Here is a 22,362-nt window from a genome sequence, read left to right on the forward strand (position 1 = left end):
ACCTATAATGACTATTCACTCATCACTAAAGCCAAACACTGGCACTCATCCTCGAGAGCTACTTGAGCAGATCTCGCTGGAGCGGGATATTCTAGAGCACGCGATTAAACAGGTGCACGAAACGAATACACTTCTTTATGATTACTATCATGAAAAAAGTATCGAGGCAGCTGAGTCGGCAAGGTATTACCTAAGACAACGACAGCAGTTATTGGGTGCTGGGTTGCCCTCGTCAAGTTCTTCTTATTGGCAATTAGTCGATGCTAAATTAGCAACGCTATTAGCAGTATTTAAGCAGCTCAATACGATCTCGCCTGCCTATTTGGGGGAGTTGGAAGAGAGCTATCCGCAAGTACTGTTATGGTTGTGTTTAAACCTGCATGAGTTTGCTATAACCCCACTGTATTGCTTAGTGCTCCAGCCGCAAGTTGTGCCAGATAATTGGTGTCATGAAGTTGGGTTTGGAGTAAGAAGTGACATTGATTCAATGTTGGTTGCTGGCCTTTTTCATGAACACCAAACACTCCGGCAGTCTAGCTTGGCAGCGTTGATTCGGCGCCGAAGCTGTGACAGCTCGCAGTTGCGACAATATTGTCAAGATCGATTGTTGCCGTCTGATGTCAGGGTGAATATTCACCAATACTACGCGTTGCAGGGCGATTATAGTCTTCGAGATAAGCTGCAAGAAGATGGGCTAGAACTGCAGTGTTACCCTGCTTTTTTATATACCTATCCGCACGTTAGGCGCTGGTGGTTAGATAATAGTGATGGGCTAAAAGCCGTCATGACGGAGGTAGAACATCGCTGTTACCGCTACCTTGTTGTTGGAGATGAAGAAACAACTGCGATTTGTTATGCGCAACAAGGGCGAGATATTGATGTCGTTCTAAGTGGTGAAAAACAACACATTCCGCGCATTATTGAGTATTTATGTGATGATGTTGGTGATGACGAGTTTAGCCGTTGGTTTGATTGTTTGGTGGCGATATGTGGAGAAAGGTTACCAATTGATCGCACTCAGGCAGAACACTCTGCTTATCGAGAGCAGATACCGAGGCTAATTGAGGCGTGGTGGGAGAAAGAAAATGCCCACCTGCCTTGTCGGCTTCGTATGGGGCAGCACCTGAGTTTTTCGTCGTCACTGATGCTGTTAGGTGGTGAGCACATTCCCGCTCGCTATCGTGAATGGGTATGGCGACAGATTGGTATCGGTGGCAGGAGCTATGCTCACTTTAGTTGTTTTGAGGCTCCAGCGATACAAAGAACCGTGATTCAACGCTTGTCTGCGAGTGCAGTATTGCAAGAGCGATTTGACCTTAGGATACGAGATGCAGCTGTGGGATATTGAAACACCATTGCCTTATCAAGTGAATGGTGCACTAAAAAAGGATCATGACGGTAAAACGTTATGGATAGTGGTGCTTAAAAAAGGGTGGGAAAAGTATGAAGGTGGCTGGCGTGAAATGGAGCAATCTCCAGCGATTTATAGCCATGAGCAATATATGGGCGAAAAAGGGTTCTCTGCTATCAGTTTTGATACGGATATAGTCCCACAGAAAAAAAACACTGACATTCTTGTTTTAGGTCGAGCGCGTAGTCATGCAAAGCGCCCTGTGGCAGAGATGCAGTGCCAGTTATTGGTTGATGGGCATATAGATAAAACATTGCGTGTTGTTGGAGAGAGAGGCTGGTTCCAACATGCACGCAGTGCACAAGTGAATAGCGCTGCAATGTTTGTTGAGCGTGACATCAGCTATAGTGAGGCCATTGGCGGCGAAGATGGCAGAAATCGCTTAGGTTGTGGTGTTGCAGACTCCCTCCGGTTGCAACTAGAGCAACGTGTACCGTCGGTATTTTATCCTGGAGAAGACTGGAGCAGTGATACGAGTCAGGTACGAGTTGCCGGTTTTGGCGTTCTACCGATATTCTTTGATGCCAGAAGTCGTTTTGCCGGAACATTTGACCAAGCATGGCAAGATTGGCGACGGCCATTATTGCCAGAAGATTTTAATCCTGCCTTTTATCAGTCAGCTCCCAACGATCAGCAGTGTAATGGTTTTCTACAGGGGGGCGAGCGCATCGCTGTATCTGGCTTTTCGCATGAAGGTATCCTCGAGTTTGAACTACCTAAACAAGCTTATCAAGCGACAGCATATATTGATAAGTCGCCGCAGACAGCATTCATGGACTTGCACAGCATCTACATTGTTGCCGAGCAAGAGCAGGTTCACGCTTCTTGGTGTGTAGCGTTTGAATGTTGTGGGAAAGATCATTTGTTGGAAAAAACTATCGTGACAATGCGGCAAGTATAGAGGAAGTAACGATTGAAAAGTGATGTGTATATTCTTGCGAGTGATGTCGCAACGGGCCTGGCCCCGTTTTGTGCATTGAGTGCGGCGCTTGCAGAAGCAGGAATAAGTGGTTATCAGTCGCGAACCATGGATGGTTGCCGGACAAGCGTGGTGACTTGTCCGGCGAGCTATATTAATAGCGAAGGAACACAACGTTTATTTGACCTTCTTGATATTACATTGGGCAATTTGCTTTCGCAGATCCCAAAATTGTTAAAACCAATTCCCCTGATGCTAAACCTACCCGCAGGTGTTCAGCGCCAACACGCCGTGGATTGGCTTAATGGCAGCGGCAAAGAGTCTGAAGTGACATTGCTGGCGGTGTTGCAGCGCAGCAGTTCGGCTTTTCTTTCTGAAACATTGCAGAACATTAAAAGTCGAGATGCTTTGTTGGCGTTGGCGGTTGATAGCCCATTGATGAGAATTGAAGAATATCGTCCAACCTTGCTTCACTCTCGCGATACCCCTTGGGGGGTGATTTGCGGTGAAGGGGCAGCAGGTGTTGTTCTTGCAAAACCGAATACCCTAGAGAACTTGAAAGTATCTGCTTCGCATAAGCTGGATTGGTTTGGATATGCATCCGCGAAAGAGGGAGCACCGCTAAGAAAACTGTTACGCTATGTTGATGCACAGCCACAAGCGGTAAAAGTGGCCATAACGGATCGGCCGTTATCTCGACCGGAGAACGAAGAGATGGGTATGGCGTTTACGTATAGCTCAGCCATTTCTGCCAGGTCGTGTCAGCATTTTATGACTCAAGAGTATTGGGGAGATCTTGGGCAAGCGTCTGCATTAGCCTCACTTTCGTTAGCGACACAATTAAGCAAGAAAAATGCATCAATGGTTTATGGCGAAGTGAAGACCCAGCCAAGCCAACGAGCGATGACATTACAATTTGATTCAGATGGTGGTCGAGCTATTTCAATATTGTCTCCGCAATAGGGAATATTAGAAATATCCTGAGCAAATTAGGGTGACAAAAAGACATTTATTATAGTGAATATAACGTTTCTTATAAGCTAATTCCCTCTTTAAATTTGTGGTATTGAATATCGCTCGACTTTCTTTTTTAATGGCGGTGATTTCATATATTGAGGGGACACCTTTTGTCTGAACATGCCAGAAGTGAAGGACAGATAGTTAATTCACTTATCTCTAGAATTGTAACTAAAAAGAGAAAAAAAGAAGAAGAATTAGCTCTGGCCAATAAGCCGTCTCTAGAACAAGCTCTGGCATCTAGCTTCAATATATTGGAAGTGGTCGAAACTCCAGGCCGTTACACAAAACTGTATCATTTGTCAAAGAAAGATAACCCAAATGAACATGTTTGTTGTAAAGCACCCGCTGACTTTTGTAATGAACTGCATCGAGATGCTTTATTAAAAGAAGCGAGCAAGTTAGAGCGGTGTCAACATCCGAATGTTGGCAAGTTTATAAAAGTTGGGACTGAGTTGCAGTCACCTTACTTATTTTGTGAGTGGGTTGTTGGAGAGAACTTAGCAGATAAGATGAAACGCCATCAGGGCTTAATGGGGTTTCGACAAGATCACGTCGCTTGGCTGATATATCAATTGGCAGGCGCGTTGGAATATGTTCATTCGCAAGGTATTTGTCACCTTGATGTAAAGCCAGCCAATGTGGTCATAGGTGAAAATGACACAGTAAAGTTAATTGATTTTGGCTCAGCGCAATATTTTGGACAACCAAATGATTTTTTTGAGGCGAGCATAAAATATGCTTCGCCTGCCTTGCTTGATTCGCAGCTAGGGAAACCTCAGGACGATGTCTACTCTTTAGCCGTGCTAGCAGCTTTATTGCTACACCCATCTCCGATTAAAGGAGAGGAGGTTCAGCCATTTTTCAAGCGACGGAAATCGCCTGAAAATATCGCGCCGAATACTTGGCGCTTGCTACGTCGGGTTGTATTGAACCCGCGTAACCATGGGCTAACTCCCATTATGTTTGCGAAGCAGTTGGGCTGTATTGATACCCGTAAAACATTGAGTGGAGCACCGCTGTTTTCTCAGTTACGTAATGCGGATTTGGTGCTGACATCTTTTGGGAGTATGAATGCTGGCGCCAGACGTTGGTATGTATTGGAAGCGGCAGTGGTATTGGTTTTGCTGGCGTCGCTGTTCTTAACTGGGCAGCGGTATTTAGAACAAACAAAGGTGATAGCGCGCCATGAACACGCTCTATCTTTGGTGAGCTCTCGACCCGGCTTTGGACGAGATGTTTTACGTATTGCCCATACGCCACCTTGGGAAATGAACCGTGAGCTGTTGCGCTGGGAAAGCTACATCCCACAGGAATCGATTAAAGCTTATCAGGCTATCGCCCGAGAAAAAGAGCAAATTGAAGCTGGGTTGTATCAACAACACCAAAGCTGGGTTGAGCTTCAAGCCTCTGTGGCTAAAGAGACCAATAATGCGTTACGTGAGATTCATGATTTGACCAAAGCGATTCGCGATTGGGTTGATGAGACTCAGCCAGAGGACGAGAGGCTGATAAATGCGATATTGGCTGACTTAATTGCGACCACAACAAGAGTGGTCAACGATAATCGCCGAGCGTTTGTTTCAGTGCCGACGGATGAGCATATTGAGGCCGCGATTACATCCGATAGAGTTCATACCATTGAGAAGTACTTGGTCAATGGATGGGAAAAGCATCAGGCGATGAGTTATTTCTATGGCGTGAAACAGCGCAACCACATTGCACAAAAATTGGTCAGTGAGGTGGAAAGACGAAAGTCAGATGCAGGGCAAAAGGAAGCATTAGATTATGCACAAAAGGTGTATACCTTATTTCCTGATTCAACATCGGTATTAACCATTTTTGAATCTCTGCTCATAGACGTTGGGTTGCATTATATTCACACCTTTGTGGGTAGCCCAATTGACCCGAGTGAAGAGATGGATGCATTTTCAGAGATGCTGCATCAGTTGCCATCGAATAACTATGAGCGAGTGCGTGCAGAGCTGTTAAAAGAGCATGGCGTCGCGGCAAAGGATGTATCCAATTTATATCTCGAAAGTTTGAGTAATACGCTCACACAGTGGTTCGGCGATGATTCGTCACAAAAAGAAAGCTAAATACGATGATATTAATAGAAGACTTAGTTAAACCCATATCAGACAGCGAGCCTAGTGGTTATGACGCTAAATATGAGTTGTGTTTTGAAATAATGGAAGCTGAAACACGCAAGTTTGGCTCGCTTTTTGGCGAAACTGTTGATTGGAGTACTGTTTCAGAAAACGCGATAGATGTTCTACAAAATCACAGTAAAGATCTAAAAGCGGTGAGCTACTTAACCCGGGCGTGGTATGAATCCTTTGGTCTTGCGGGGGTAAAAAATGGTCTGGAGTTAATGTCGCTCGTATTGTCAGAATTTGGCGATAGTGTATTTCCGCGTCGAAAGCGTGCGCGCGAGGGGGCGCTAGAGTGGCTGATTAGGCACTTAGAAGGCATTACTGAAGACGTTAATCTGGTAACACTGGATGTCGCCGTTATAGATGAGATTTGTAGTCTGTGCCGTAGCGTCTCGTTTATTTATGATGATGCATTTCCGAACGCTGAAATTTCATTACTGGGGTTAATCGAGCCATTTTATCGTTTATCGACCCGAGCGATGTCAGATCAAATACACGATGATGAGAGAGCATCGTCTTTAGCTAAACCTGAGCCCGTTTCTTCTGCGCTACCGGCGGATGTAAAAGAGAATGTGGTTAAGGAAAAGGGCAGCAGCGAAATCTCGCATGAAATAGAGGAGTGTCCTGCGGTGGTCTCAACGATGGCGCAACCGACGTTACCCGTAGAGATTGATACTGACTTTTCTCGCCCTAATCTAGCGAAAGGAACATTAGAGCGCGTTGCTCATTATGTATTTTCCCAATCGGCGGGTCACCCTCTTGCGTATTTAATTAATCGTTATGTGTCTTGGGCTGATATCGATGAACTGCCTTCTTGTGATGAAAAAGGCAAGACGCCACTCTATTTAGCTATATCGGCTGACAGCGTGAGTGACATTGAATCTTCGTTTCAACAATCTCAGGATGTTTCAGTTTGTCAACGCCTTGAAAAGAGCCTGGTAAACGCGCCGTTTTGGCTGACAGGGCAAAAGATGCAATATGAATTCTTGCAGCAATTGGGCTACGACGTAGCAGCGCAAATGGTGGCGTCTCAGACTCGAGAGTTTGTTAAAGCATTCCCCGGATTAGTAGAGTTAACGTTTGCAGATGGACGTCCTTTTGCGGACGAGATGACAAAAATTTGGCTTGAGCGCACACAGGATATTGGAGGTGCGTTATCGGCCTCGACCCTTGATATGAACTGCTTTCAGATTGAGGAAGTGACTCAAGATAATTTGGGTGAAGTGATGTACCAGGCCGCGTCAATGCTGAATGATGCAACATCTGAGCGCGATCGGTTCATGGTGAACTTGAACCTTGCTCAGTTACTTCACCAAGCAAATTTATCTCACCTCTGTTGGCCATATTTAGAACTAATATGGCCGATACGAGAGGAGGTAAACCTAGAAGCATGGGAGCCACAATTAGCGAGCCAACATGATTTGTTGGTTGCTTCAGTTGTAAAGGCGACTTTTGGTGAACGCTCACTTGCTCCCGAAAAATACCAACGCTGGTTATCAAATTAATTAAAATTAAGGATTTATTATGTCCAGAGATGGCTCTGTTGCACCAAAGGAACGAATAAATATTCGTTATGTGCCTGCAACTGGTGATGTGAATGAAGATGTAGAACTACCACTAAATATGATGGTACTTGGTGACTTTACTGGGCGTGATGATGAAACGCCAGTGGAAGATCGTGACCCAATTAACATTGATAAAGACAATTTTAATGAAGTGCTTAAATCGCATGCTCCACGTGTGGTTGCACAGGTACCAAACCGCTTGTCGGATGAGGAAGGAGCTCAACTTAAAGTTGAACTGGATTTCGAGAATATTAAAGATTTCTCACCTGAATCCATCGCCCAAAAAGTGCCTGAGTTAAATGGCTTATTGGAGCTGCGTGAAGCCTTAGTGGCATTAAAAGGCCCTCTGGGCAATGTTCCAGCGTTCCGAAAACGTATTGCCGAAGTGCTGAAAGACGAAGACGCACGCAATAAGTTGTTGGCTGAATTAAACGTTAACAATAAATCTGAAGATAAAGCTGAGTAAGGATTCCCATGACTGCTGAAGTAATGGAAGCTGCTGTAGAAGCACAGGCGACGGATAATGCTTCGCTTCTGGATAGCATTTTAAGCGAAACTCGTATGCAACCCACCGATGAGGGGTTTGATGTAGCAAAGCGAGGTGTAGAAGCGTTTATTGGTGAACTGTTAAGTACAAATACGACCGAAAAAGTTGATCAATCGATCATTGATATGATGATTTCTGAAATTGATCAGAAAATGTCGAAACAAGTAGATGAAATACTGCATGTTAAAGAACTGCAAGATCTGGAATCTTCTTGGCGTGGTTTGAAGTATTTGGTGGATCACACCGATTTTCGTGAAAATATTCAAATCGAAATGATATCAGTAAAGCAAAGTGAATTACTGGACGACTTTGAAGATGCGCCAGAAGTGGTTAAGTCTGGTCTATATAAGCAGATCTATACCCGTGAATATGGCCAATTTGGTGGTAAGCCAGTTGGTGCAATTATCTGCGATTATCAATTTACGCCAGCATCGCCGGATGTAAAGTTGATGGAGTATATGTCAAACGTAGGTGCGATGTCTCATGCGCCTGTCATTAGCTCAGTTGGACCCAAATTCTTTGGCGTATCAAGTTATGAAGAGCTGCCGAACCTTAAAGATTTAAAAGCGATTTTTGAAGGCCCGCAATATACAAAATGGCGTGGATTCCGTGAGCATGAAGATGCACGCTACCTAGGTTTGACCACCAGTCGCTTTATGTTACGTAGCCCGTATTCTGTTGACGATAATCCAATTAAAGCCTTTGATTACAATGAAAATGTTTCAGGTAATCATAACGATTACTTGTGGGGGAACTCTGCATACGCGTTAGCGTCTCGTATAACGGAGTCATTTGCAAAGTATCGTTGGTGCCCAAATATCATTGGTCCGCAAAGTGGTGGAGCGGTTCATGATTTGCCTGTTCACAATTTTGAGTCAATGGGACAGATTGAGACTAAAATTTCGACCGAAGTGCTCATTTCTGATCGCCGTGAATTTGAACTGGCGGAAGAGGGCTTTATTGCACTAACAATGCGCAAAGGCTCAGACAACGCTGCCTTTTTCTCTGCAAACTCGGTGCAGAAGGCAAAAGTATTCCCGAACACCCCAGAAGGGAAAAATGCTGAAATGAACTATAAGTTGGGTATTCAGTTGCCTTATATGTTCATTATTAATCGCCTCGCACACTACATTAAGGTATTACAGCGAGAGCAAATTGGTTCTTGGAAAGAGCGTGGTGATTTAGAAGCCGAGTTGAATAAATGGATTCGCCAATATGTCTCTGATCAGGAAAATCCGCCAGCTGAAGTACGCGGACGTCGCCCGTTGCGCGCAGCAAAACTTGAGGTGACTGATGTAGAGGGAGATCCGGGCTGGTATCGTGTAGCCCTTTCTGTTCGTCCTCACTTCAAATATATGGGCGCAAGCTTCGACCTGTCATTGGTTGGAAAACTAGATCAAAATTAAGAGTTGAGGGTGATGGGTAAAACTATCACCCTATATTTATATGGATAAAGGTTATAGGTTATTAGAGCGTATAGAGCGTGGTGAACCAAAATCCAGTTATGACAAAGTGATTTCCCACGACCTCCTTATTGAATCGATACATAGTCATTTAAGAGATCTCCTAAACACCCATGCTGGTAACGCAATGATCGCAGAAGAGTATGGGCTCCCGGATTTTAACGATGTTCTCTCAGAGAAATCAAACTTGGTACATGAGGTACGAATATCAATAAAACGTTGTGTAGAGCGTTATGAGCCCAGGCTTAGTAATGTCAGTGTTACATATACGGAAAATCCGGATGACATATTGCTGCTGAGGTTTGCTGTGTCTGGAGTGGTGAGACATAACAACGAAGAGCTTTCATTGAACATTAATGTTGCGGTAGATGTCGATGGACAATTTGAAGTGTAGCGGGAGCTAATTTAATGAAATCAAACAAATACTTCCAAGATGAATTATCATACTTACATGAGTCAGGTGAAGAGTTTGCTAAGCATCACCCGCAGCTAAGTCATTTTCTGTCTGAAAGTAGCCGTGATCCTGATGTTGAACGTTTATTAGAAGGCTTTGCATTTCTTACTGGGCGGTTGCGGCAAACGATAGACAATGACTTACCGCAAGTGACAGAAACGTTGATGAATTTATTGTGGCCCCATTATCTGCGATCCGTTCCATCAATGTGTATTGTTGAGATGACCCCCAATACTGGAAGCATTACTGAGAAAACGACAGTAGAATCGGGATGCCAAGTGCAAAGTGCGCTTGTTGAAGATACTCATTGTGTTTTTGAAACATGTTATGACGTAGACCTACACCCGCTTACGTTAAATAGTGTTGCACAACATAACTCCAGAAATAGCGCAACATTAGAGTTACTGTTCGGATGTGACAAGAATGTCGAACTCTCTGCGATTAACTTAGAAACGCTGCGGTTATTTATTAATGGTGAAAGACATATTACCCGCCAAATCTACTTTTGGCTGTTTCGTTACCTTGAGGCTATCGAGGTAACTGTCGGCGATACGGTAAAAACCTTAGATATAACTGCAATACAACCCGTAGGGCTAAAAAGCAATGATGGATTGTTGCCGTATAGTGCCAATTGCTTTTCAGGCTACCGCTTACTGCAAGAGTACTTTTCCCTACCCGAGAAGTTCTTGTTCTTTGATATTCATAATCTCGGTTGGATCAGAGAGTACCCTCAAAATAAAACCTTTAAAATTACCTTTAAATTTAGCCGCCCTTTTCCTGCTGAAGTAAAAGTTAAGGATAAGCACTTTAAACTACATTGTTCTCCAGCCGTAAACTTGTTTGAGATGGACGGTGATCCCATTCGCTTTGATAAAAAGCGCACGGAGTATCGTGTAAGGCCGCAAAGTTCAAATCAAGAGCATTTTGAAGTTTACTCGGTTGATGAGGTAACAAGCTGGGATACACAATCCAGAAGTAAGAGTTCGTACATACCCTTTGAAACGTTTGAACATCATGCGATAAACGATAAAAATAAGTACTATAAAACACGGGTTGAAGAGAGTATTTGTGGTCGGCGTTTAGAGAATTACATTTCATTTTATAGCCATAAAAATGAGGCGAGTTTATCGTCAGAGAGTGTATTACTGAAGTTAACCTGTTCCAATGGTACTTTGGCAGAACGCTTGGCGATATATGATATCAATATTGCTACCCACCGTTCGACTAGTGTCGCTGAATTAACGAATATTACTAAGCCGACACCATCTGTATCGCCTCGGGTAGATAACCGCTTACATTGGCAGCTTATCTCTAATATGTCCTTGAACTATACCTCGTTGATAAATGTTTCAGTATTACGCTCTTTACTCAGTGCCTATGACTTCCAGAGCCAAGTAGATCAACAAGCACTACGCAGTTCGCAACAGCGTTTAGCGGGGATTGAAGATATTTCTATGAAACCCGTAGACAAAATTTTTAGAGGATACCCAGTACGCGCCTTGCATGTTTTGTTGACGATGAATTCGTCGTACTTTCCGAGCGAAGGTGAGATGTTCTTATTTGCTACCGTGTTGAGCGAGTTTTTTAGGCTTTATTCGAGTATTAACTCCTCTGTGGAGTTTGAAGTCAGGGATAAAGCGACTGGAGAGAGTTACCGTTGGGACAATAAGCAGGGAATTCAAGCGGTATTATGATGGATGATGTGTTCGAAAACAGCCATGAATTTTCTTTTTTCCAAGCAGTACATTTGCTTGAAAAGCAGTATAAATCTGATGTTAGCTCGCAGTTCGATTTGGTGGGAGAGTCTGATCATGTGAAAGATGAGCGGATATTATTTCGAATCTCTCCTGAACTTGGCTTTCCCCGCTCGGATATTCGGGATATCCGAGAGTTTGAGCGGGAAGGAAAGCGCGTCACTGAGGTTGAAGTTAACTTTTCAGGCTTACATGGAACTGGGTCGCCATTACCGACCAGTTATACGGAAAAATTAGCTGGAAGGGGAGAGGATGATAACCCGGTTCGGGACTTCTTAGATTTTTTTCATAACCGTTATTTGTCGATGTTTTATCGTATATGGCGAAAAAATCGCTATCAGGTGACCTATGAAAGTGGGGCGACTGATCGTATGTCGTCCATTCTCTATAATTTAGTTGGTCTTTCGTCTGAAGGTGAAGTACGAGATCACTTACATCTTGATTGGGCAAAGCTGCTTTCATACCTCGGACAGCTTTCGGCAAGAACGCGATCCGCTGATTTGGTTGGAGGAATTGTAAAGCATTGTTTTAATCTAAGTGATGTCGCCGTTGAGGAGTGGGTGCGGCGAGAAATTGACATACCTTTGTCACAGCAAACACGCTTAGGTGTTATAAATCATCAGCTTGGCGAGCTATCTCACCTTGGAAATCGCATGGTGGATATTACAGGGAAGTTTAATTTGGTGATTAAGGGAATTAATTACCAGCAATATAAGTTGTTTTTAGACGGAGCTGAAGGTAACCGCGAGTTGAAGGAATTGATGAAATTTGTATTAATTGACCCGTTGGCCTGGGATTTGAAGTTAATCATTTCATCCGCGGAACTACCAAGAAACAGTTTAGGAGAAGGAGAAGGAAATAGTTTAGGACAAACATTTTGGCTTGGCGAACTAACTGGCAGTAACGAGGAGATCATTATGTCTGGGGAGATTTAATAATCCTCGAAACCGCCATATGTTAGAAGCGTATAAATTAACTATCTCGGTTTGTTGGCTGATGCATGACAACCGAGGTAGTTATCTTCTCTATCTCATTAATACTTTCAACCTCATCATTGATTAAATGAAGTGCATGTAGGGATGATGTTTCCACGGTCGCTATGATATTAAAAGCCCCCCCTACAATACTAATGTTCTTCACTTCAGGGATTTGCTGTAAATGTTCGCAGACGACATTTTTTTGTCCTTTGGTACACTTTATGAGTAAGTAACAGACGGTTGATGCCGCCTGATTACTTTGCCCAAGCTTTGCAGTGTAGCCGGTAATAACGCCCATTCGCTCCAGTCGCGCCATGCGTTCGGCTACCGCAGTACGGGATAAGCCAATATTACGAGACATGTTGGCAATAGTTTCTCTTCCGTTTACCAATAAAGTTGATACGATTCTTCTATCAAGTTTATCTAATTTTTCACATGGGGTTATTGTCATAATATACACCTTCCTAAAAACTAATTAGGTACTAGCTGATGTTCTCTGGTAATGAGAAGTTAAATAATTCTCTCATTCTGAACGGGTTAATGGGTGCTGATGGCACAACATGCAATTGCAGTGATCTGCCTGCAATCTCGATGTGAGCAATAAACCCTCCGTCAGGAGATTGAGATATTTTTGCTTCATTTAGAAGTTTGAAAATTGCCCAATGACCCTCATATAGCAAAGTATGCTGGCGTGAGGTATCACCAAGGTCTTGAATCATTACGTTGACAGAAAGCTCTCCGTTTATCGGGGGCCACTGAAATTCGCGCATTCGAGTTGGGCCGTGGTAGTACTGAACTATATCGTCCGCTATCGTAATAGATGAACGAATTGCACTAGAGTCTAAGTCCATTATTTTTAAGTGAAACGGAACTAAGAAACGATTGGTTGATGTTGCAAATAGTGTGTTGGTAATTATGTTGAAGTTAGATAGCTGGACTAACAACGACTGGTCAATGTGCAATGACTTTCCATCTACAACTTTAGCGGTCCATAAGTTGGTGTCGTAGAAGGGAGCGAAGTGAGACTGAATAAAAGTGTCTAATGTTCCAGAACGAGCAAAGAACTCTTCGAAGTCAGTAATGGATATCTCATTGCTGGAATGAAGATTAAATGGGTATTTATCAACGGCTAATGCTTCAAATCGACTCCATACTTCGCTGCGCCAAAGCTGTTGGATACCTTGCTGAGACTCTACAAGTAAAATCCCCCATGTTTGACTGACAATATCCAAAAGCCAAGTTCTTACGGGTTCTGGCGTTTTCTGTGCAACTTGGCGTAAACGGATCAGTGGATCAGCTTCTGTTTCGCGCATACGGGATTTCGCGGCGTTCAGAGCGGCGAGTTGTACATTCGGAGCATCTGTAATGCCTTTTAAATATGCTCGGACATCACTTAGCGCAAGAATGATTTCATCCCATGGTGTTGCGGCTCCACGAGTGTGTGATTCACTTAAGCCATTAATAATACGAAATGAGTCTTCGATTCTAGTGAGAAGTGCATAGTCAGGCTCAATGATTGTCTGCGCTTTTTCTAACAAAGCGTTTGTTGCATCGGCAAGTAGACCCTCTTGTCCTATTATGCTTTCAGATAGTTCATTGACAGGCTTAAACTTTGTGTTGGCATACAATGTCCCCAGTACTGTTGATAATGGTGAAGCAGGCCCAGAAAGTAAGTCAAGTGTATCCGTCAGTTCGACGATTCCGTTATAACGTTTTAGGCGAAGCTCGCTAATCGCATTCCGCCAATATGTAATGTAATCATCTGAGTACATTTTAATGACGTCGTCTCTGAATTGGCGATGCTCTTCTTCGGTTGGCACTTGATTATTGGTTAAACCCAGTACCCAATCATCGGCGATGATCTGCTTAGAGATAAGTTCAGCGCGAGGACGGAAGAACGTGCTAAAACCAGTGCTTGTATACATCTGGTGAATGGAAATGTTTTCTTCTTTTATCCTAGGATCAAAGACATTGGTGAACTGAAAGCCGATCAATCGTGATAGATTGAGCTCACCCAGATCTGAGTGTGAAGCTTGAGCAAGTAACTGTTCATAAACCATGTCTATTTTTGACTGTGTTAACAACTGGCGACGGGTAGAACGAACCAGATCATGATTGATGGTGACAGGGTTGTTGTTGTGCGCAAAATAACTATCAAGGTAGCGTTGTGCTTTGTTGACTGCTGTCGCGTTTCTTACGTGTTTATTAAGCTGTCGGGTGGCTTCAGCAACGAGGTAGCGATTGTCTCGTTTATCTAACTCTGACAGCATTAAGTAGGCTTTAAGTAAGCTTAACGAGCTGTTATAACTGCCGAGTGAGTTCGTTAGCTCATTGCTGAACGTATCTACGACGATAGGTAACAAGTGGCTTTCAACTGCCGCTTCTAAGGTGCGAAGTGCAATGCTTTGGGTGTCGTTTAAGCGTTGGTTGCCAACCAGAACAAATGAATCGTTGGATGTGCTTACCGCACTTTGCCACGTTTCAAAGAATGGTTCGATATAGTTAGTTGCATTGATTAGTCTGCCATGAATGTCTTTATCATCGCTGATGGTAGATCTGTTGTGTGCTACCTTCTGTAATGCGTTTATGATGGATATATTGGCATTCAGAGATTCATAAAGTACCACCGCAACGGTTGTCGTTACGACAAAACAGGCCGCAAACGTTAAGCGGCTTCTGAAAAGCAGCCTTTTTAAATGGCGTTTATTTTCACCTGCATAGTGCAGCTCCGGTAAAACATGGCTATCAAACAGTAAACGCGTGAAAAAAGCGGCTTCTGTTAATTGCCGTTGCTCTGATGCGATAACCGGAATATTAAAACGATTGCTGCAGTTTTTTGCGAGCAAGTTGTATTTTCGTCCGGATTGCAAGCTTGAGGTAAAATATAGGCCTCGCAAGTCAATAGTGAATAGTCCATCGCGAATGATATTGAAGGTTGTAACAATTCGTTCAATTTCGCTGCGGCATAGCTCCATCTGTTTTGGGAAGCTAATAATGGCTGGTTTATCGTGCCAATTTCTTTCATTGTTAACAGCGTTAATAATACTGGCTTCCAAGCTGTTAATCAGTGTATCGAAGCTATGATTAAATTGCGCGTTTATGTTGTGTTTAGCATCACGAAGTGAGATTGAGAGATGTTCAACCTGGCTTTTTAGTGTACTTGCGCGTACAAACTCACTGAAACCTTGCAACTTGTCAATTTTAGTAGCAAACAAGTAGGCTGGAAGTGCGCTGTTAGTCTTTAGTGTGTATTGGGTCAGACGTTGACTTAAGATGTCTAGGTAGTAGCACTTATGCTCTTCGGTCTGAGAGACAAGATACTCAATATCAATACATATCAATACACCTGCTAGTGGCTTGCGAGGGTTTACTTTGACTAAGGCGTCGAGCATTGCTAGCCATAGCGAGGCGTCAGCACTTGAATGCTCCTGAAATATTAAGCGATCTGCTGGCTTTAGAAAGGATGCCTCTTCTGACTGGTACCAAGAGTAATAATCTGTGTGAACGGTGTTTTTTTCATCAATAGGTTTTATGGCATTAATACTACGTAATAAAGCGCTTCTGCCGGAATTTTTGGTTCCTAACATGAGGTATATCGGCTTTTTTGAACGAGAGTGAAGTAGTTTGCTCAGCGCATGTGAAAGTACTTCTGCTTCAGTTTCGATCGCGTCTTGCTCCGGCTGTCGCTTTCGTTTTCTGATGCCCCATATATTCATGATGAGATAGACAATGAATAGGCATGCTGCAGTCGCCATCGTTACTGTTGAGTAGAATGGAATATCTAGTAAGTAAATATAAATCAGCTCGAGAAGAGCGAACAACCCTATAGTCAGTGCAAACAAGTAAACGGCGGGCTTACCAAGTAATCTTTTAATCTTCATATTAAATCTATTATCGCTAGTGAAATATTAATGCAACTTGTTGCACCGATGTAAGCTGATTGTTTAGTACGTTATGCTATTGTCTAACACGCTTGCTAAATAAAACTGATAGCTGTTGAGTAATTGCTGGGCCTTTAGCGCTGATTCGTTATCATTTTGATTGTTTGCTATATGCTCTAATCGCCCTAGTAGCGGCATCAGGGTGTTGCTGTATCGATAAGCAATATCATAGTCAGGGCCGTTGAATTCTTGTTGTATATTCGCAATTGCTGTTCTAGTGGAACGAAACTGCCGCTGCGCTGTTATAAAGTCTTGTTCTAACTGTGTGACATCCAAATGAATTTGGTTTCTTATCTCTTTTATTTTAATTGAGTCTGGGTATATGTTATCTAAATGTCCTACGACTTCTTTATATATAGGGTAGTTGTGTAGTTTTCTATAATCACTAGACCATCCATATATCATTCCTTCCGTTATGTTCAGTATGTGACCTTGTAGTCGGTCTACAACGAAACTGTTTTGATTCTTAACTTTTTTCAATACGTGTGGAAGATCTTTTATTCCTGCTGTTCCCACTCTGTACTTGAGGTATTCATATTGGAGGTAATTAGCCATAACAATGATTGTCGGAATAGAGAAAATCACAACGCTTATCTTCATCCATTTAGGTAATCGTGTTGAACTGGTTTCCTTTAATGGGAGTGAAGGGGGGGGCGGTTTGATTTCTGTCGTTACATTTTTAATATCTTCTTGCTCTGTTTTCCGCTCCGATATAATTTTGCTATTTTTTTTGTTTTCTTTTTTAAGTATATCGTCAAGCATGTCGTTTAGGCGTACGCGCACCGGTCTCATGCTTGTTGCATGATTTCCATAGTGTATTCTTAACTCTTGTTCTAAATCTAGAACAACAGAAAGAGACTTTTCTATGATTGCTTTATCTTTATTGTCGTATGACGTTTTCTTTAAAATTCTGTCTAGCTTTTCAGTCATCCAGTCAAAGGATTGAATCCTAGCTTTTCCTTTTCCTACGTCAGGATAGGCGGAATGCCAGTAGATTACGCACATATCATAAATTATCGATATACCGTCCAGCAAGCCATTAATGCCATTTATATGAGTCGATGAAACACAGTAATAACAAGCACTACGGAAGTCTTTGCTATGTTCTTTTAGTATTTCAATGGCTTTGTCTTCAATATCTAGCCATGCATTTTCGCTTTGGCTTGTATTAAGTTTGTTAATAAGTTTTTTTAAATCTGAGAAAATATCTAACTCTGTTGGAGAGTAGCCGGCAGGACTCTCCGCACAAATAGGTCTTTTTCCTAGCTGACTATTTCGCATCTTCAATTATCTGTATATGAGTTTAAACGCATGGATTGTTATATAAATCTGACATGCGTGCCATTTAAAGCTGGCAGCTATTTTTGTAATTTGAATTAATATCACAGTTATGGATTTTTGAGTACTTTGCTTATGACTATTTATCTAGTCATTCTGTCTGTTGTTGATGTTATTTTGACTCAATAGATGGTGGTCCATTTCTAACTATTGATTCGGCTATGTTTTAATATTATCTTGCACGCATTGTTATAGTTAGGTTTTGTTTATGAAGCATTTGTCCATTATTACTTTGTTAGTGTTCATCGCTTTTTCAGTACCTGTACATGCTGAAGTGAAAGGTACTCGCTATGGTGTGTCAACGAGTTTGTTTAGTTTTGATGATTATGCAAAAGAAGGGATGACTGGAGAGCAAAATGGAGTCCGCTTTGGTTTAGTACATACACGGCCGGTAGACAAAAATAATTCTAGGTGGCGTTGGTGGCTTGGCCTTAATTATTTGTCTGACCATGTGCCAGCTCCAAAAGCCGGAGGCGTCTATCAAGAAGTTGATAACATAGAACTCAGGTTTTTACCTCAATATGCATACCCAGCCACATCATGGATGACTCCCTTTGTTGGTGCAGGTGTGACATTAGGATATAGCCAATTTAGTTACCGTTGGTTAGTCGATGATGAGGGATATAAATATGGCGATCAACTGCCTGACTATGAACAGTTTGAATTCAGTTTGGCATTTAATGTTGGCACCGCATTTAAATTAGGAAGTAATCCTAATGCGCACCTTCAAATCGTGCCTCAAATGTTCGTATTACTGCCTGTTGGTGATGGGTTGAGTGGTATTGAATTTAATGTATCAGTGCTGTTTTGAGGGCTTATGAAACAAACAACTTTGGTTTTGAATGTTGTTGATTGTCCCGAGGAATACAACGGTACACGTCAGCTAGAAATGGACGATAACGGTGGCAGTATTGGCCGCAGTGCTGCAGTGGCCTTCTCATTGCCAGATAGTGATAAATATATATCATCGACACACTGCCTAATTACTTCGTATAACGATGAGTTCTATCTTAATGATGTGAGTACAAATGGTACTTTCGTAAATGGTGTAAAAATTGCGAAGCAACAACCCCAGTGTCTCTGTTCAGGGGATTCGTTGTTGATTGGGCGGTATAAGTTTGAAGTTATTATTGAAGTTAGCTTCAATCGTCAGGATATCGCCGCAGATATACTCCCTGCGATTGATCCAAGTGATCCATTATCCCTGTTCGATCCTATTATTGACAGTGCTGAAGTTAGCGATGTGAAGGCGCTAGGTGACTTTTTTACAGAAACGACGTCTGACGATGAGATTCTGAGTGACGATCCTCTCGACCATTTAGTTCAGAGCAAAACGGATGACTTCCTCATAAAAGGTGATGTAGTAATAGAGCCTGCACCTGAAGCGATCACCAAACAAGCGCTTGATGATAGTGATGATATTTATGCCGAGATGATGATGCCATTAATTCCAGAAAATTGGCACCAATCCAGCTCGTCATTTGAGCCATCAAAGAGTGAAGTAGAAAGCCAATGGGTGGATGTTGAGAAAGAGGTGTTACCAGATGTCGACGTGCCGAGGTATGGAGTGGCCAATTGTCGATTAGAAGAAAGTGAGCGCAGTGTAACGTCTAGTACTTTAGAGAATGCAGCATCTGAAACTGTTATTAGAGCGAATGATAACTCGTTAAGATTGTTGCAAGCATTTATGCGTGGTATGGGCGTCACAGCGTCTGAGCAAACATTGAACGAAGAGTTTTTAGAATCACTAGGGATAGGGATTAAGTGCTCTTTGGCGAGTTTAGCGAGACAATTAAATGACGCAGAACGAAGTATGGATTCTGAGCCTAGCACGACACCTAAAGATACCGACCTTATGAATACAATGCTTAGCCTCTATCAGGAGCATCGTATTTTGCCGGATGAGTTACTTGATCAAGTTGTTGAAGACGTGGAACGACATCAGAACAAGTTGCTCGATTCGAGCTTTTCTGTTGCGAAAGAGCTATTGAACCAGTTGAGTCCAGTCATGGTTGTTAACAGTATTAAGCAGGAGAAACGGATCTTTTTAAAAAAGACGTGCTGGGATCGATACGCGCAAACACATCGAAAATTATTAGATAGTGTAGAACACGATTGGGATTTGGCGATGAAAAAGCAGTACGCGGGGAATGTGAGTTGATGAGAAAAATTTTACTAATATCGGCGACTTTGTTTGCGTTAAATGGTTGTGCGATTTGGGGGCAGTTTAAAGACACTGTAGGTTTAATTCCAGCTACTGCAGAAGTCGAAATTAATATATCCACCGCAGATATTCTAAATTTGCGACCAGACGGAAGTTCATCACCAGTTATTTTGCGCGTTTATGAGCTATCTTCGCCTATCTTGTTTCGAAGTTTAGGTTTCTTCTCTCTGTTTGAAAATGACAGGGCTGCGTTGGGGGATGAGTACATTCGCCGCTATGAATTCCAATTAGAGCCAGAGGAGCAATTAAGGCAGAAGCTTATACTTGACGAGAGTACTCGAGCTGTGGGATTTGCAGTCGCGTTTCGAAATGTTAATAGCGCTGTCTGGCGGGTTTCTCATGATATCGATGCGCGAACTAGTTATTACTTAGATGTGACATTAGAAGATAATATTCTTGATGTTAAGAACACTGTTGGTGTTGAGCAGATTTACTTTTAAAGGATTATTATGTCTTTATATAGCCCAGTAGTTTGGTATGACGGTATGTTCATGAAAGCCCAACACTTTCAACAACAGGACCGTTATCACCGTTTTCACGCCAGTACGCAACAGCAGTATTTAAACCCGCAGGGGTGGGGAATTAACAGCCTTGAGGTTAATACAGAGCTTCTTGCTATTGGAAAAATAGGCTTAAAGCGCGTTAGTGGTATAACTCAAGATAGAGTTCCGTTTAATCTGCCCGATGAGTCTCAAATCCCTGGCATTATAGATGTAGATAGTGCTGTTGTTGATACGGTGGTGTATTTATGCAGCCCATTGCCCTCCGAAAGAGAACAAGTTATAGATGAACGGGCAGCAGTTAGCCGCTATTCCCCATCTGAGCTTGAGGTATCAGATTTTGATTATGCAAAACACAACTCGACGAGTGTAAAGATAGGAAAGTTGAATTTCTACCTGAAGCTTGAAAGTGAGGATCGGAGTTCATTTACGTCAATACCAATTTTAAAAGTATCAGAAATACGTGCTGACGGACGGGTGGTTCTGGATGAAATGTTTGTACCAACATGTATAGACATTAATGCTTCATCGGTATTAACGCGATTTGTTAATGAATTCTGTTCTATGTTGAAGCATCGTGCCGAGTCGATTATTAAACGTCTTGGTGTCGTGGATCAGCAAGGAGTTTCGTCAGTTGCAGATATTATGCTTCTACAGACGATAAATCGTTTAGAGCCGTTGTTAAATCATATCAATGCTACCCAGGGAGTTCACCCTGAAACTTTATTTAGCTTGTTAATTCAGGTTGAAGGGGAGCTAGCGACGTTATGTTCGACGGAGAGACGCGCACAAAAGCCAGTTGTTTACAGTCATGTTAATTTATCATCGAGCTTTTCTCCTGTTTTAGCGTCGGTGAAGTGTAGCATGGGAATGATGTCTGAACGTAGAGCGATGCCGTTGGCCTTAAAAGAGCAGGGTTATGGGATTAAGCTTGCACATATTGCTGAGAAGTCAGTGCTGGAAGACGCGGTGCTTGTTCTAGCGGTAAAAGCGGATGTCACAGTAGATATGTTACATAAGCAATTTGTTATGCAAACAAAGGTTGGTAGCGTTAGTTCTATACGTGATTTGATTAACCTGCAGTTACCGGGTATAGGCCTAAAAGCAATGCCCGTGGTTCCTCGTCAGTTGCCTTATCATGCTGGGTATACATATTTCGAGATGCAGCTTACCGGAGAGGACGTCACCGAAATATCCAATGCAGCAGGTATTGCGATCCATGTATCAGGTGATTTTCCTGGTTTAGTTATGCAGCTTTGGGCTGTTAAATCATGAGCCATTATGATGATGATGTGACAGTTGTCTTATTTCAGCCAGAATCGGGCGGGCCATTAGAGGTGATGCCTAAGTCAGAGTTGGCTGCGAATATCACACTCGAAGACAAAAAGCTTGAGAAACTAGGTATAAATCCCTTGGTTGACGCATTCTCTGAGCTGTTTTATTTTTTATCTTGTGTAGATTCAATTCCTTGGGTCGATGATATTGAACCAATTCGAGAATCTTTAGAGAAAGAGCTGACAAAAAGTGAAAAAAAGCTTGATGAGTTAGAAGTGGAACGTGCAGTGATATTAGTGCTACGTTACTGCATGTGTTTAGCCTTAGACGAAGCCATACTACGTCAGGAGTGGGGAGAAAAAAGTAGTTGGAGCCAGAATAGTTTATTAACAACATTTCATAATGAGACCTCAGGCGGCGATAAATTTTATGCCATTCTGGAAAGACTAAAATATGATACAAGTCGTTATCATTCTTCAATCGAGTTCCTGTATTTGCTGTTGCAGCTGGGATTTAAAGGTCGCTATGGAGCGGAAGAACGAGGAAACGACAAGCTTGCTGATATAGCTGAAGAAATTTACCAGATTATAAAAGCGGTGAAGGAGCCAGAGAGCAAAAAGGAACATCTAAAGAATACGAAAGCAGCAACAAAATATACACCATTGCGCTTTATTCTTTCTCCATCGCTGATTGTTGGGGTATCAGCGGCATTGATTGGGCTCATGTATACTGTCTCTTATTTTTTAGTCGAGTATAAGTACGATGAGCTAATGGCCACGCTAGGTTAGCACTTATGTATTGCATGCTCAGGAACTAAAAGC

18 protein-coding genes are annotated in these 22,362 nt (G+C 42.5%); 15 read left to right on the forward strand and 3 right to left on the reverse strand.

Annotated elements, in window-relative coordinates:
- Positions 1-7 precede the first annotated feature (7 nt).
- From ACKLNH_RS07720 to tssG, 10 genes are all read left to right on the forward strand, one after another.
- A complete protein-coding gene (locus ACKLNH_RS07720; RefSeq protein ID WP_413111684.1) occupies positions 8-1,348 on the forward strand; it encodes a hypothetical protein in 1,341 nt (446 codons plus the stop codon).
- On the forward strand, positions 1,329-2,312 hold the full coding sequence (locus ACKLNH_RS07725; protein WP_413111685.1) for a DUF2169 family type VI secretion system accessory protein: 984 nt from the start codon (positions 1,329-1,331) through the stop codon (positions 2,310-2,312). Before ACKLNH_RS07720 ends, ACKLNH_RS07725 begins: the two co-directional genes overlap by 20 nt.
- 12 nt (positions 2,313-2,324) lie before the next feature.
- Positions 2,325-3,293: a hypothetical protein gene (locus ACKLNH_RS07730; RefSeq protein ID WP_413111686.1), complete on the forward strand. Its 969-nt coding sequence runs from the start codon at positions 2,325-2,327 to the stop codon at positions 3,291-3,293.
- 164 nt (positions 3,294-3,457) lie between these two features.
- A complete protein-coding gene (locus ACKLNH_RS07735; RefSeq protein ID WP_413111687.1) occupies positions 3,458-5,446 on the forward strand; it encodes a protein kinase domain-containing protein in 1,989 nt (662 codons plus the stop codon).
- Positions 5,447-5,451: 5 nt separating this feature from the next.
- Positions 5,452-7,008, forward strand: a complete 1,557-nt coding sequence (gene tssA / locus ACKLNH_RS07740; protein ID WP_413111688.1) for a type VI secretion system protein TssA — start codon at positions 5,452-5,454, stop codon at positions 7,006-7,008.
- A gap of 19 nt (positions 7,009-7,027) precedes the next feature.
- Positions 7,028-7,534: a type VI secretion system contractile sheath small subunit gene (tssB, locus tag ACKLNH_RS07745; RefSeq protein WP_413111689.1), complete on the forward strand. Its 507-nt coding sequence runs from the start codon at positions 7,028-7,030 to the stop codon at positions 7,532-7,534.
- A gap of 8 nt (positions 7,535-7,542) precedes the next feature.
- Complete coding sequence (tssC, locus tag ACKLNH_RS07750) at positions 7,543-9,021, forward strand: type VI secretion system contractile sheath large subunit (RefSeq protein ID WP_413111690.1); 1,479 nt, start codon at positions 7,543-7,545, stop codon at positions 9,019-9,021.
- Positions 9,022-9,061: 40 nt separating this feature from the next.
- Positions 9,062-9,472, forward strand: a complete 411-nt coding sequence (tssE, locus tag ACKLNH_RS07755; protein ID WP_413111691.1) for a type VI secretion system baseplate subunit TssE — start codon at positions 9,062-9,064, stop codon at positions 9,470-9,472.
- A 14-nt stretch (positions 9,473-9,486) separates the two neighbouring features.
- Complete coding sequence (tssF, locus tag ACKLNH_RS07760) at positions 9,487-11,226, forward strand: type VI secretion system baseplate subunit TssF (protein ID WP_413111692.1); 1,740 nt, start codon at positions 9,487-9,489, stop codon at positions 11,224-11,226.
- Positions 11,223-12,221, forward strand: coding sequence for a type VI secretion system baseplate subunit TssG (tssG, locus tag ACKLNH_RS07765; protein ID WP_413111693.1), 999 nt, complete (start codon positions 11,223-11,225; stop codon positions 12,219-12,221). The genes tssF and tssG overlap by 4 nt, the downstream gene beginning before the upstream one ends.
- Positions 12,222-12,258: 37 nt before the next feature.
- Here the strand turns inward: tssG and ACKLNH_RS07770 are convergent, their stop codons facing one another.
- From ACKLNH_RS07770 to ACKLNH_RS07780, 3 genes are all read right to left on the reverse strand, one after another.
- Entirely contained in the window at positions 12,259-12,717 is a 459-nt protein-coding gene (locus ACKLNH_RS07770) for an Lrp/AsnC family transcriptional regulator (RefSeq protein ID WP_413111897.1), read from the reverse strand.
- 28 nt (positions 12,718-12,745) lie between these two features.
- Positions 12,746-16,144: a type VI secretion system membrane subunit TssM gene (gene tssM, locus ACKLNH_RS07775; protein ID WP_413111694.1), complete on the reverse strand. Its 3,399-nt coding sequence runs from the start codon at positions 16,142-16,144 to the stop codon at positions 12,746-12,748.
- A gap of 63 nt (positions 16,145-16,207) precedes the next feature.
- Positions 16,208-17,485, reverse strand: coding sequence for a type VI secretion system ImpA family N-terminal domain-containing protein (locus ACKLNH_RS07780; protein WP_413111695.1), 1,278 nt, complete (start codon positions 17,483-17,485; stop codon positions 16,208-16,210).
- 265 nt (positions 17,486-17,750) lie between these two features.
- Between ACKLNH_RS07780 and ACKLNH_RS07785 the strand changes: the two genes are divergently transcribed.
- The 5 genes from ACKLNH_RS07785 to icmH are packed head-to-tail and all read left to right on the forward strand — an operon-like array spanning position 17,751 to position 22,329.
- Positions 17,751-18,353, forward strand: a complete 603-nt coding sequence (locus ACKLNH_RS07785; RefSeq protein ID WP_413111696.1) for an outer membrane beta-barrel protein — start codon at positions 17,751-17,753, stop codon at positions 18,351-18,353.
- A gap of 6 nt (positions 18,354-18,359) precedes the next feature.
- Positions 18,360-19,703: a type VI secretion system-associated FHA domain protein gene (locus ACKLNH_RS07790; RefSeq protein WP_413111697.1), complete on the forward strand. Its 1,344-nt coding sequence runs from the start codon at positions 18,360-18,362 to the stop codon at positions 19,701-19,703.
- Positions 19,703-20,206, forward strand: coding sequence for a type VI secretion system lipoprotein TssJ (gene tssJ, locus ACKLNH_RS07795; protein WP_413111698.1), 504 nt, complete (start codon positions 19,703-19,705; stop codon positions 20,204-20,206). Before ACKLNH_RS07790 ends, tssJ begins: the two co-directional genes overlap by 1 nt.
- 9 nt (positions 20,207-20,215) lie before the next feature.
- A complete protein-coding gene (gene tssK, locus ACKLNH_RS07800) occupies positions 20,216-21,541 on the forward strand; it encodes a type VI secretion system baseplate subunit TssK (RefSeq protein ID WP_413111699.1) in 1,326 nt (441 codons plus the stop codon).
- Positions 21,538-22,329 (forward strand): type IVB secretion system protein IcmH/DotU, encoded by a 792-nt coding sequence (gene icmH, locus ACKLNH_RS07805; RefSeq protein WP_413111700.1) that lies wholly within the window; start codon positions 21,538-21,540, stop codon positions 22,327-22,329. Before tssK ends, icmH begins: the two co-directional genes overlap by 4 nt.
- Positions 22,330-22,362: the final 33 nt, after the last annotated feature.

It is taken from the genome of Thaumasiovibrio clandestinus, from assembly GCF_047250365.1.
Lineage (GTDB): Bacteria > Pseudomonadota > Gammaproteobacteria > Enterobacterales > Vibrionaceae > Thaumasiovibrio.

Excerpts from the sequence above, each read along its gene's own strand:
- ACKLNH_RS07720 (WP_413111684.1), top strand. The coding sequence starts at position 8 with ATGACTATTCACTCATCACTAAAGCCAAACACTGGCACTCATCCTCGA.
- ACKLNH_RS07725 (WP_413111685.1), top strand. The coding sequence starts at position 1,329 with ATGCAGCTGTGGGATATTGAAACACCATTGCCTTATCAAGTGAATGGT.
- tssA (WP_413111688.1), top strand. The coding sequence starts at position 5,452 with ATGATATTAATAGAAGACTTAGTTAAACCCATATCAGACAGCGAGCCT.
- tssB (WP_413111689.1), top strand. The coding sequence starts at position 7,028 with ATGTCCAGAGATGGCTCTGTTGCACCAAAGGAACGAATAAATATTCGT.
- tssC (WP_413111690.1), top strand. The coding sequence starts at position 7,543 with ATGACTGCTGAAGTAATGGAAGCTGCTGTAGAAGCACAGGCGACGGAT.
- tssE (WP_413111691.1), top strand. The coding sequence starts at position 9,062 with ATGGATAAAGGTTATAGGTTATTAGAGCGTATAGAGCGTGGTGAACCA.
- tssF (WP_413111692.1), top strand. The coding sequence starts at position 9,487 with ATGAAATCAAACAAATACTTCCAAGATGAATTATCATACTTACATGAG.
- tssG (WP_413111693.1), top strand. The coding sequence starts at position 11,223 with ATGATGGATGATGTGTTCGAAAACAGCCATGAATTTTCTTTTTTCCAA.
- tssM (WP_413111694.1), bottom strand. The coding sequence starts at position 16,144 with ATGAAGATTAAAAGATTACTTGGTAAGCCCGCCGTTTACTTGTTTGCA.
- ACKLNH_RS07780 (WP_413111695.1), bottom strand. The coding sequence starts at position 17,485 with ATGCGAAATAGTCAGCTAGGAAAAAGACCTATTTGTGCGGAGAGTCCT.
- ACKLNH_RS07785 (WP_413111696.1), top strand. The coding sequence starts at position 17,751 with ATGAAGCATTTGTCCATTATTACTTTGTTAGTGTTCATCGCTTTTTCA.
- ACKLNH_RS07790 (WP_413111697.1), top strand. The coding sequence starts at position 18,360 with ATGAAACAAACAACTTTGGTTTTGAATGTTGTTGATTGTCCCGAGGAA.
- tssJ (WP_413111698.1), top strand. The coding sequence starts at position 19,703 with ATGAGAAAAATTTTACTAATATCGGCGACTTTGTTTGCGTTAAATGGT.
- tssK (WP_413111699.1), top strand. The coding sequence starts at position 20,216 with ATGTCTTTATATAGCCCAGTAGTTTGGTATGACGGTATGTTCATGAAA.
- icmH (WP_413111700.1), top strand. The coding sequence starts at position 21,538 with ATGAGCCATTATGATGATGATGTGACAGTTGTCTTATTTCAGCCAGAA.